This window comes from Sphingobium sp. IP1 (genome assembly GCF_002708645.1).
GTDB lineage: Bacteria > Pseudomonadota > Alphaproteobacteria > Sphingomonadales > Sphingomonadaceae > Sphingobium > Sphingobium yanoikuyae.
Window position 1 is genome coordinate 1 of the sequence record NZ_NOIW01000139.1, and the last position, 11021, is coordinate 11021.

At 60.5% G+C, this 11021-nt stretch carries 10 protein-coding genes and 1 other annotated feature; of the genes, 7 read left to right on the forward strand and 3 right to left on the reverse strand.

Annotation, left to right across the window (positions count from 1 at the left end; genetic code table 11):
* Positions 1–645: 645 nt before the first annotated feature.
* The 4 genes from CG471_RS26720 (at position 646) to CG471_RS26730 (ending at position 1965) form a co-directional block, all read left to right on the forward strand.
* A complete protein-coding gene (locus tag CG471_RS26720; RefSeq protein WP_099234323.1) occupies positions 646–978 on the forward strand; it encodes a sigma factor-like helix-turn-helix DNA-binding protein in 333 nt (110 codons plus the stop codon).
* 137 nt (positions 979–1115) lie between these two features.
* Positions 1116–1268, forward strand: coding sequence for a hypothetical protein (locus tag CG471_RS30860; protein ID WP_180275811.1), 153 nt, complete (start codon positions 1116–1118; stop codon positions 1266–1268).
* 134 nt (positions 1269–1402) lie between these two features.
* Complete coding sequence (locus CG471_RS26725) at positions 1403–1657, forward strand: antitoxin (RefSeq protein ID WP_099234330.1); 255 nt, start codon at positions 1403–1405, stop codon at positions 1655–1657.
* Positions 1654–1965: a type II toxin-antitoxin system RelE/ParE family toxin gene (locus tag CG471_RS26730; RefSeq protein ID WP_099234324.1), complete on the forward strand. Its 312-nt coding sequence runs from the start codon at positions 1654–1656 to the stop codon at positions 1963–1965. The genes CG471_RS26725 and CG471_RS26730 overlap by 4 nt, the downstream gene beginning before the upstream one ends.
* Positions 1966–2311: 346 nt before the next feature.
* Here CG471_RS26730 and CG471_RS26735 read toward each other — a convergent pair whose 3' ends face one another.
* Positions 2312–2587, reverse strand: a complete 276-nt coding sequence (locus tag CG471_RS26735) for an HU family DNA-binding protein (protein WP_099234325.1) — start codon at positions 2585–2587, stop codon at positions 2312–2314.
* Between the two features lie 370 nt (positions 2588–2957).
* On the opposite strand from CG471_RS26735, the gene CG471_RS26740 reads away from it, so the two are divergent.
* Positions 2958–4186, forward strand: a protein-coding gene (locus CG471_RS26740) for an IS3 family transposase (RefSeq protein ID WP_099234326.1) whose coding sequence is annotated in 2 segments (ribosomal slippage) — positions 2958–3246 and positions 3246–4186 — 1230 coding nt in all. Because the reading frame shifts where the segments join, the coding sequence is not laid out codon by codon here.
* Positions 3239–3355, forward strand: a sequence feature (AL1L pseudoknot). Its footprint overlaps the gene before it by 117 nt.
* Positions 4187–4533: 347 nt before the next feature.
* The gene (locus CG471_RS26745; RefSeq protein WP_099234327.1) at positions 4534–4983 is read left to right on the forward strand and encodes a hypothetical protein; all 450 of its coding nucleotides are present in this window, start codon (positions 4534–4536) and stop codon (positions 4981–4983) included.
* Here the strand turns inward: CG471_RS26745 and CG471_RS26750 are convergent.
* Together CG471_RS26750 and CG471_RS26755 are read right to left on the reverse strand one after the other, a co-directional pair.
* On the reverse strand, positions 4958–8686 hold the full coding sequence (locus tag CG471_RS26750) for a conjugal transfer protein TraG N-terminal domain-containing protein (protein WP_099234328.1): 3729 nt from the start codon (positions 8684–8686) through the stop codon (positions 4958–4960). The genes CG471_RS26745 and CG471_RS26750 overlap by 26 nt on opposite strands.
* Positions 8687–8701: 15 nt before the next feature.
* Positions 8702–10096: a conjugal transfer protein TraH gene (locus tag CG471_RS26755; protein WP_373562078.1), complete on the reverse strand. Its 1395-nt coding sequence runs from the start codon at positions 10094–10096 to the stop codon at positions 8702–8704.
* A gap of 146 nt (positions 10097–10242) precedes the next feature.
* On the opposite strand from CG471_RS26755, the gene CG471_RS26760 reads away from it, so the two are divergent.
* Positions 10243–11021, forward strand: a 779-nt coding sequence (locus CG471_RS26760) for an ATP-binding protein (protein ID WP_257211698.1), incomplete at its 3' end; no start/stop codon positions are given.

Sequence of the window (11021 nt, forward strand, 5' to 3'; positions counted from 1 at the left end):
GACCCCGGAGAGACTGTTGCACCCCGGGTCGATCGACATGCCGACGTGACCATTGCCAGAAAAGGCGAAGCATGATGAAGTAGGAAATACCAACGTCCCGCCCTGCCGCAGGGACCTCAGCTAGAGAATGTTCGAAACCTGCCGATAACAGGCGCATGCGCCTTTACCGTCGCCGGCTGGACATGCGCGTATGCCACCCGGCCCCAGTGAAACTGTGACCGAGTTCTGTTTGGAGGGGTTACTAAGCCCCACTCCCGGGCTTTTTCCGGAAGCGCGGCCAATTTGCCGGAATGAAGGGGGAACGCAACCCTAAAGAACGGTCTTTGTGACGTTTTTGCGAAGTGGCGTGGAGAGGAAAGGAGGGGGCGGCTGCCCGCTGCGCGGGCATCGCGCTCTTGCCGGTGCGGCGTCCCGCCGTGCCGGCCGGGCTCGGCTGCGCCGATCCCGGCCCTTCGGGCTGTGATCGCTGTCGCCGGTTGCGGCCGGGCGAGAAGGCGCTTGCACGGCGGCGGTGATGGGACGGTCCCTAAACCTCACCGGCCATGGCGGTGGGCTTTCCGGCCTTTGTGGGCAGCAGGGAGGGGAGGGGGAGGTGAGCGGTTGCCCTGAAAGGGCTTGTTGCATCCCAATCTGGAGTGACCGCAGATGACCTATCATCATGATGTGAGCAGGTGCCTGGCAAGGTTCGTTGCGCGAATGCGCGATCGCGTGGCAGACGAGATCTGCCTCGCGCGTATTGAACGCTATCTGGCGGATGGAACAAAAGCTGGGGTGGAGAGGGGCTCTCTCGGGAGCCGGGAAAGAGATGAGAGGATCGACAAGGCGGTTGCGCAAATGGAGCCGCTGACACGCGCCATTCTGATCCTTGTGGTGGCGCGGAAGATGAGCGTGGCGGAGGTGGCCCGGCGTTTCCGCATGAGCGAGGAGCGCGTTTGTCGGCATTTCAGGCTGGCGGTAGAAGGGATCGTTGGCCGTTGAATGGATTGAGTGAGAATGGCTGCCATGTCTGAGGCTCCGTACGCAACCAAATGAAATAATTAGGGAAATATGCCATTTCTTCTAGACTGAATTTTTTGGTGGTAGCTTCCTCGAGCAAGTCTCTTAATGTGGCCGGCTTGAGCGACAAGGGGTACGATGCAGATGCGATCCGTGCTGATCTTGCCGAATGGAAGATCGAGGCTGTCATGCCCGGTCGATCAAACCGCCGCGTGACAATCGATTATGACCGGGCACTCTGCCGACAGCGCAACCGCATCGAGCGGATGTAAATCAACCGTGCCATCGCTTCGGGGCACTCCTACCGCCATCTGCACGCGCTGCCGGGCCAGCAAAGCGCAAGCTATCTAGCCCCTAACCCACAATTGTGCGAATGTGGGTTTGTGATTTTTCTGGCGAGGGTTTCATGAGTCGCTTGACCATCGATATTACCGAACAGCAGCATCAGAGCCTGAAGGCTTTGGCCGCCTTGCAGGGCAAGACGATCAAGCAGTATGCGATTGAACGGCTCTTCGCCGTCGACGAGAGCTCTGATCAGGCATGGCAGGCGCTAAGAGCGCTCCTCAGCGAACGGATTGCCGAGGGTTTGGCCGGCAAGGTTTCCACAAAAAGCATTGGCGCCATCGTGGATGAAGAACTCGGTGGGGATGCCCGGGCTTGACCATTGCCTATGTCTTGACCGCGGCGGCGGAGGAAGATTTGCGCATGATCGTCCGCTATACGCGCAAGCAATGGGGCGACGCACAGGTTCGATCCTATGTTGCGAAGCTCGAGAGCAGCATTGTGCACCTCGCGACAGGCCGAGGCGCGTTCAAAGATATGAGCGATCTCCATCCGGCGCTACGCATGGCTCGCTGCGAACATCACTACATCTTCTGTCTCCCGCGCGCTGGGGAGCCTTCGCTGGTCGTCGCGCTCTTTCATGAGCGCATGGATTTAATGACGCGCTTGCAAAGCCGGCTGGCGTAGGCCGCCAGCAGTCCGACTACGCGAGGGTATATCCCCGCGCGCGATATCCGACATGCCGTTCGCTGCCATACGCGCGGCAGATTACGGGCACGAGGGCGACAATCGTCCATGCGCAAAACAGGGACAATTTGTTGCATAGTCTTTGACATCATGTCGGGCGAGGTGCTCGCCTGCTTTCACGCAGTAGCGCGATGTCGCGATGGCAGTTTGTCGCAAACTGGCCAGGCAGGCAGATAGATTGCGGGCAGCAGGCTGAGCGCGAACAAAGATGAACGCCCATGTTTGGGGCGCAACGCCGGCGATCGGTTGGTGGGGCGCCAGCAATCGTTGGCGCCCCACCCTTAACTCAGCCGTTCAGCAGATCCTTGACGGCCTTTGCCGGGGTGAAGCCGAGCTTCTTGGACGCAGCGATCTGGATGGTAGCGCCGGTCGAGGGGTTGCGGCCTTCGCGGGCCGGGCTGTCCTTGACCTTGAACTTGCCGAAACCATTGAGAGAGATTTCCTCGCCCTTTCCTGCGGCAGCGGCAATGTGCATGAACACCGCATCAACATATTTGCGGGCATCGGCTTTGGTAATGCCCTGCTCGGCTGCAAGGGCTTCGGCCAGATCGCTGTTGTTCATTCTGTTATCCTCAGGATATGATGGAAGCACGACAATAGCGGCAGTCTGGCTCCCCGTTCAAGCCATTCGCGCTGCCACACATGACCCTTTGCCTGGCCAGAGGCCGTTTGCTCATCGGCTGCCAGGGCAATAGGAGATCGTTGGGTGCGCGTGTCGAAGCCCGATTAGCTTCACCGTCGAGTGGTTGGTCGCCTCGCCCGATAGACGCGGACGGTCTTCATGCATGTGGGGAGGGAAGGGGGGGCGGTATGGCCGGGGCGAGCGATGGGCTTGGCCCTGTCTGTTGAGGAATTAACCCCATGATGACTATGGCGATCTGAACCGCCCCGGGTTTGCCGGAGGCTCCAACTTCTGAGTAAGTGGAGCCGATATGAGCAAAACGACGAACAAGTTTGCACCTGAGGTTCGCGCACGGGCGGTGCGCATGGTGCTGGATCACGAGGCTGAACATCCTTCCCGCTGGGCAGCAATGATTTCCATCGCCGAGAAGATCGGGTGCTCGGCGCACACATTGAATGAGTGGGTAAAGAAGGCCGAGGTGGACAGTGGCAAGCGTGCTGGTGTGCCCACCGAGATGGCGGACCGCCTGAAGGCGCTGGAACGCGAGAACCGCGAACTGCGCCAGGCCAACGAGATACTGCGTAAGGCGAGCGCATATTTTGCCCAGGCGGAGCTCGACCGCCCATTCAAACGATGACGGCTTTCATAGACGAGCATCGGGCGGAATATGGGGTCGAGCTGATTTGCAGGGTTCTGCCGATTGCCCCATCCACCTACCATGAGCGTGTCGCACAGCGGCGGGATCCGGGGCGGCTGTCAGATCGTGCTCGGCGCGATCAGGATTTGAAGCCCGAGGTCATGCGCGTCTTTGCCGAGAATTTCGGCGTTTACGGTGTGCGCAAGGTCTGGCGGCAGATGAACCGCGAGGGCTTTGCTGTGGCCCGATGCACCATCGAGCGGCTGATGCGCGATCTGGGTTTGCAGGGGGTAATCCGTGGCAAGCCTGTGCGAACCACGATCAGCAACAAGGCTGCGCCTTGCCCGCTCGATCACGTCAACCGGCAGTTCCATGCTCCGGCGCCCAACATGCTCTGGGTGTCGGACTTCACTTATGTCGCGACGTGGGCGGGCTTTGTCTATGTCGCGTTCGTGATCGACGTCTATGCCCGCTATATCGTGGGCTGGCGCGTCAGCAGGACTGCCCACGCCAGCTTCGTGCTGGACGCACTGGAGCAGGCTATCCACGAACGACGCCCTGTCCATCGGGGTGGTCTCATCCATCACAGCGACCGCGGATCGCAATACGTGTCGATCCGATACTCGGAGCGGCTTGCCGAAGCCGGGATCGAGCCATCGGTTGGTAGCGTCGGCGACAGCTATGACAATGCTTTGGCTGAGACGATCAACGGCCTTTATAAGGCCGAGGTGATACATCGGCGAGGACCATGGCGGTCCTTTGAAGCCGTGGAATATGCCACGCTGGAATGGGTGGACTGGTTTAACAACCGGCGCCTGCTCGAGCCCATCGGCAATATCCCGCCGGCTGAAGCTGAGGAACTGTACTACGCAATGCTGGACGACGTCCCCATGGCTGCGTAACTTAAACCAAATAGCCTCCGGCAAACCCGGGGCGGTTCAATCCCTCTTTCTGGATCGCATGACAGCGGGTCTGGATCACCCCCGGTATCGTCCCCGTACTTGCCCCATATGGCTTCCTTCCATTCCAACGAAAGGATCGCACGATCAAACCATGGGACCAAACACCTAGGCGGACCGGTTTCCGTCACGCCAGTTTGTTCTGTGTCTCGATGGAGGAGAATTGTGAGAATTTCAGGCCGCCCGTTTGAGTGTTCAGGAAGAAATATATACAATAGGAAGGGGAGTAGGGTGGGATGTTGGGGTAGTAATGTGAGAACGTGATAGATTTTGTCCAAGGAAATTTGGTCATGGAAGATCGGGACGTGGCAACGCCAATCCAAGTAAAGGATTCTCAGCCGGTGAATATCGGTGATTGGATCTGGCGACGGATGTGTGCGAAGGTTTGGTGGCTCACGGTCCTTTTATATTGGGGTGGGATGATTGCGTCCTTGCGCGTAGAAATACTTGGGAATCTCTACGGTTCAGCTCTTGCGGGATTCATGAATGTGCTTTTATTCCCGCCGATCGTAGCTCTAATTTTGTCGTACGGTTTTCTTAGAGCATGGCTGACGGCTGCGCATTTCGATGTAGATGATGAAGCAGAGAAATATTGGGAACGTAGCCGAGCGCGTAATAGTCCTTTTGGCGTGCTGCGCGAGTTCGATCCGCTCGATCCTGTGTCAGGCTCGAACTGGATTGGGAGCCCGCTGAATCCATCGCACCCATTTTATGTTATTCGGCGCCGTCACTCTTCTTGAACGACGGATTTCCGTCGAAGGGGCCATTCTTCAGATCGCTCGAGAACCTGCCGCTGCTGAGCAATGAGCTTTGCTCGATAGACGTTACAGGAGCCGTTAAATCGACGGTTCCCCGGGCGCTGTCAGCGTCGACGAGATACCTGTTCCGCAGCCCATTCGGCCCAAGGATTTCTGTCGCCAAGCGGCGGGAGAATGCTTCAGCTGGATTAGCTGATCTGGCGGCTGAACGCTCAGCATTGGCAAGAGCTTGGCGTACGTCAAAGTTCACAATGTTGAGCTGGGCGCTTGCGATTTCGCTGGTCGATCCTGCCTCCTGGCTCGAAATACCCAGCGACCCGCCGGCTTGACCGAACGCTGCTCCACCTTGTCCGGATCTGTTGGTCCGCCCTGCTTTTGCACTTGTCCCTCCTGACACTTCTCCGTTTACCGATATTTGAAATGCGTTCTGATCTTGCGCTGCCCTTGCGATTGCACGTTCCCACCCAGTCTGAGCCATAACAGCCTGCACATCGCGCTGAAGTGTGTCCGCCACCTGGGGTTTCAGGCGCCAGTTGCCCTTGCGGTCCATCTCGAATCCTCCGCGTAGCCAATTTGCCATCGCGGCCTTGCCTTCGGCGCCGCCGCCCATGAAATGCTCGATCGTGTCAGGGCCTGCCTGTTTGCCGGCCTCGAACCGCGTGCTGGTGTCATTCCGTGCCGATTTCTCGAAGCCAGCGCTACTGGAGACGAGTAGGTCATTGTGGGCGAGACTGAACCGCGCATGGCCGCCATTGGCGACAGCGCCAAGTTGGCTCTCATTGAGAAGTCCAGCCTTCCACATCTGGGCGGCCGTCGCAGGTGTCAGATTGAGGCTGAAATCACCATTCTGATCCATGGCGATCTCTCGCTTGGTCATCTCGATGCCATTGTCCTTGAGCAGCGATTGCACGCGCGACAGGCGCTCCTTGTCGACGATGCTGGTCATCCTGGAATTGCGTGCGCGATCAGCCACGCCGTCTGCGCCGCCCTCGGCCATGTCGAGCTGATTGCCCGCACCATCACTGAGCGCCCGGATAAAGCTATCGAGACGTGCAGCCTCTCTTGTCGACATGCCGGCGGCGGCAGCGCCTTCCGCAAAGCCGAAATTCTCCGATTGCCTGCGCTGCTCGCCTATCCTTGCTGCGCCGCGCGTGCCATCATGGCCGACCTCGCGTTGGGCATCGAGCTTGCCTGAGCGTTCGGCAAAATCATAACCGGCAGCCTCGCGGGTGCGTCCGTAGACGCTCGTGCCTTCCCGGGCGGCCTCTGCGGTTGCCCCGTCGGCGGTGCCCGTTTCGCTCGCCGCCCGGTAGGTCTCAAGGGCATGCATGACCTGCGCTTCATTGCGGCCGGTGGAGCGGGAGAGTTGGGATATGGCGGTAGAGCGCGCTTCGCCGGGGAGGGCGTTGATGAAGGAGATGCGGCGGTTCATTTCATCCACCGGCAGGCCCAGCATTCGGGCAGCGAACCGTTGCCCCTCGTTCCCGCCAGTCCGTCGCGCCTGTTCGGTCGCGACATTGCCACGCTCGACGGCGGAAACCTGATCGCCCGCATAGTCGCGGCGGCCTTCCATCGCGCCAACCTGCATTTGGGCGCCTGTAATCTCATTCCGCAGCATTTCCTCCTGCGAGTAGCTGTTGGCGATGAGCTTGGCGAAGGTCGGATCGGCATGAGCTTCCGCGATCAGACCACTGGCCTTGAGCGCAGCATCCTCTGGCGAATAGCCTGCGCGCTCGAAATGCCGGCTCGCTCCCTGCATCATCATGTCGTAGGCGCGGGTATCGCCAAAGGCGCGCCACTGGACGAGGTTCTGGGTGAAGGCGGCAAAGGCCTTCTCGCCGCTCTGACCTGATCCGAAATAGCCTGTACCCAGCTTCCTGAGCGCATCCTTTTCCGCAAAATTGTGGATGGCGCCCGTGGCGGCTGCCGCCTGGACCGCGCCCTTGACCGATGGATCGGCGAGGTCGCGGCCCGCGAGCGCTGGTGCGAGACCGCCCAGTTCGCGACCGGCGTCGATCCCGCCGAGCCCTAGCGCTGCTTGGCCAGGAACGCCCCCATGCGCGCCCTCAACCGCGCCGGCGGCGCCGAAGGCGCGCGTGGCGCCAAAGCTGGACCGTGCGCCAAAATCGCCGAAGGAGGAAGCGGCGGCGCGGCGAGTGCCCGTGCCGGCGGCAGACGCCTGGGCTTCGAGTGCGGAAGCGTAGCCTTCCGATGTCGAGACCGTCGCCGCTGCGGAGGAAGCCTGCGCCGTGACCCCCAGCGATCCGCCGGTGAAGGACGAGAAGACATTGCCCGAGAAGCGGAACACCGTGAACACGAAGGCGCCTGCGAGCCCGGCGCCAGCGGTGCGGAAGCTGCCGAATATGGCGAGCGCTTTCATGGCGGAGGAAGGGGCGAGCATCCAGGCGTTGGCGGCCAGATGATTGGCCCGCATCTCGGCCAGGGTCGCGGTGGCCCGTCCAAGGGTCAGCTGGTAAATGCCGGCGTCGATCACGCCCCACAGCGCCACGAAGACGAAAAGTCCCAGCGCAAAGCTCGCGACCCGCAGATTGATCGGTGTCAGGATGAACAGGAGCGCGACCGGCACCATGAAGAGCATGATCCCGAAGACGACAGCGCGGATCGTCGGGAACCATTCATTTGCCGTCGACATGGTTGCAAGACCGGTCGATACGACGGCCCGGTTCGCCATCACGCGCGAGGCCGTCGCCGGGCTGTCCTCGAAGAGAACATCGCCCACGCTATGCCCAAGCAGGATGTTAGTGAGGAAGGCCTGAGCGGTGAGCGGGGTGCCCATCATCATGTCGCCCATTTCGCCCAGATTGCTGCGGCAGCGCGCGAGTTGATCCGCTTTTGCAATATCGTAGCCGGTGCGGGCGCAGACTTGGGCCGAATAGCTTTCGAAGATGGCGGGATCGGACAGGCGATCGGCGATGTGCTCCCAGGCCTCCTGACAGCTGACCGTCGTGCCGCCCTTGTCCGAGGCTGTGAAGACAGTGCTGAACGTCGATGGCCCGGCCATGGCAGCAAAGGCGGTAGGGAGGGCGGTGCTGGCGCGGAAGAGCTGGTCATCATCCACGCCATAGGCGGGCGACACGCGCGCAACTGGGTAGCATTGGCGGACATAGTCCTTGACCGTTGCATCGAGGAAGCTGTCGGTCATGGGGCCGCGCGGCGAGACGGCGTTCAGGAACAGATCGAAGGCATGGCCGCCCGCGCCGAACTCCAGCTTGGCATGGGGATCGAGCACATTGTCGTCGATCGTCTCGGCCAGCGCCCGTTCCATCATGTTGGTGACGCCGGCAACCAACACGATGAGGTTGGGAACGTCTCCCACCGGCTGGTAGGCGTTGCGGACGCGGTCATAGACATGGACCGTGCCGGTGGTTGCGACCAGGCCGACGAAGAGGCCGATCCCCACCAGCATCTGGAAGCCGAAGGCGACAAGACCCATGCCCGTGCCGCGGACCATGGCGAGCACCGCGCCCAGTGCCATGCCGACCACCGCCACGATCAGCACCAGCGTCTCGTAGCGCGGGTCGGCAAAGATCATCGAGACGAGGCGAAAGGCATCGACCGTCTCGGCAAAGCCATCATAGCTGTGGAAACTGGCTTCCAGAGCAAGGGCCGGCTCAGCGATGGCAAGACTGGTCAGGATCGCACAGAGGCGAACGACAAGGCGCATGGGAAAGGCTCCCCTTTAGCGATTGCGGTTTGTGGCGGTGCCGGCGGCGTCGCGGGCGTCCCGGTCGCGCTGGCGGACGAGACCGGCATAGTTGGTTGAGAGATTGGCTGCCTCAAGGGCTGCCATATAGGATTGGCGCATCTGCGAGCGCTGCCGCAGCACTTCTTCGCGCAGGTCTCGAAGTTGCTCGATCCCCTTGGTCAGGATCCGGGTTTGGCAGATATTGGCGTTACTGCTGTCCGCCGCGCCCGCCGCATTGGTGCCGCGCTCCGCATTGGTCAGCGCGAAATCGATGCTTCGCGTGAGGTCATTCAGCATCTGATAGGCAAGAGTCAGCGCCACCAGTTCGTCGGTATCGGCGATGACGGAGTCCACCATATCCTGCCGGACACCCCACTCCAACATGCGATAGACGGGGAGCGTGCGCACATTGGCGACAAACTGCCTCTCCTCTGCCGTCAGAGCGGCGCGCGTGCGGATCTTTTCAGCGATCGCGGTCATGCGTTCGCGGGTGAGGGTAAGTGCGCCCTTGGCTCCATCGCGCGTGCAATCGGCGCTGGTGGCGGGGATGCCCAGCGCACGCCGCATGACGCGGCCGCTCAGGAAGTCGTCGGAAGATTCGCTATCCTGGCCGGCGCAGGCTGGAATGGCAGAGAAGAGCGGCACCTTGTCGGTCGCGTCCCAGCGCATATAGACGTCGCCCACCCGCGCCCGCATGACCGCGGCCCAGTCCGCCGCGCCGACCCGGTTTGCGGCGTGCGAGAGGAGCGACCCGGTCCTGAATATTTCAGTGACCTCGGCCGGGCAGTTGGCGAGCGCATCGCGCAGATCCTCGGTCGGATTATTGCCATTCGACTGGATCTTCTCGCGGCTTTGCTGATAGCTTTTGGCGTAACCCTCCTTGACGGACTTGTAGCCGGTCATCTCCTCGATGATGCCGGACATATTGTCGTCGCCCTTGGCGATCTGGACCATGCGGTTGGCGAGGCGGCAATCATTCACTTGAATTGAGTTCAGGTAATTGGTGGCCGCCTCCATCTTTGAAATGATGTTTCCCATCTTCTCATCGAGCGTTTCGAGAAGATATTGGAAGGCGACGGCAGGCGCTGCCTGAAGAATAGTCTCGAGCTTCTCGACCAGATAGTCGGGATCAAGGAAGGACATGCCGCCAAGAAACATGTCGATGCCGCCGCAGCCTGCCTTCACCTTGGGCAGCGTCAGGCTCATCAGATAGTCGTTATGAACGTCGATGCGGCCCGACATGCCGCCCGCGGTGACATAGCCGCGCGTCTGATCCTCGAAGCTGCCGGGGCTGGTATAGGTGACATTGTCGAACCAATGCTCCGCCCAGCTTTGAGCATAAGCCGGAGCGCTACAGGTGCAGGCCGACAGCAGGGTGATGGCCCCCATCGAAAAGCGCGAGGAATATGTCATGCGAACTCCTGCATCGGCTAGAAAGGCGAACGGATCCGTGATGAAAATGGATTAACCTTGCAAATTTGGAATTCTGATCCAATAATGCATGGATGATTGTGAGAAATGTTGCTGCGGAACTGATGTCTCGTTTGGAGGAAGCGCCGGCGGTCGCGCTTCTTGGTCCGCGCCAAGTGGGGAAAACCACGCTCGCTTTGGACATCGGGGAAACGATGCCGTCGATCTATCTCGATCTTGAGTCCGATGCGGATCAGGCAAGGCTGACGGACCCGGAACTTTATCTGTCCGCCCATCAGGACAAGCTCGTCATTCTCGATGAGGTGCACAGGCTCCCGGGACTTTTCCAGATTTTGCGAGGCCTCATCGATAAGGGACGGCGAGCAGGCCGGCGCACCGGGCAGTTTCTTCTTCTTGGATCGGCGTCGATCGATTCGCTCGCGCAGTCGGGCGAAAGTCTTGCAGGGCGCGTCAGCTATCTGGAGATGGGGCCTTTGAACGCGCTCGAAATCGGTGAGCAGGAACTCAACCATTTGTGGGTGCACGGAGGTTTCCCCGACAGCTTCCTTGCGTCGAATGACCGCGCCTCCTTGCGGTGGCGGCAGGATTTCATCCGAACCTATCTTGAACGTGACGTTCCCATGTTGGGGCCAAGGATCGCTGCGGAAACGCTGCGCCGCTTCTGGACAATGCTGGCACATCACCAGTCGGGTCTTCTCAATGCATCGGACTTCGCCCGCGGTCTTGGCCTCGACTCCAAGACGATCGCAAATTACCTGGATCTGCTGGTGGATTTGCTGCTCGTCCGCAGGCTTGAGCCTTGGCACAGCAACAGCCCAAAGCGACTGGTCAAGTCGCCACGCATCTATGTTCGAGACAGCGGTCTCGTCCATGCCCTGCTCGG

What these genes read in the sequence shown, in the direction of transcription:
- CG471_RS26720 (WP_099234323.1), top strand. Translation starts at nt 646, where the DNA reads ATGACCTATCATCATGATGTGAGCAGGTGCCTGGCAAGGTTCGTTGCG.
- CG471_RS26725 (WP_099234330.1), top strand. Translation starts at nt 1,403, where the DNA reads ATGAGTCGCTTGACCATCGATATTACCGAACAGCAGCATCAGAGCCTG.
- CG471_RS26735 (WP_099234325.1), bottom strand. Translation starts at nt 2,587, where the DNA reads ATGAACAACAGCGATCTGGCCGAAGCCCTTGCAGCCGAGCAGGGCATT.
- CG471_RS26745 (WP_099234327.1), top strand. Translation starts at nt 4,534, where the DNA reads ATGGAAGATCGGGACGTGGCAACGCCAATCCAAGTAAAGGATTCTCAG.
- CG471_RS26750 (WP_099234328.1), bottom strand. Translation starts at nt 8,686, where the DNA reads ATGCGCCTTGTCGTTCGCCTCTGTGCGATCCTGACCAGTCTTGCCATC.
- CG471_RS26755 (WP_373562078.1), bottom strand. Translation starts at nt 10,096, where the DNA reads ATGGGGGCCATCACCCTGCTGTCGGCCTGCACCTGTAGCGCTCCGGCT.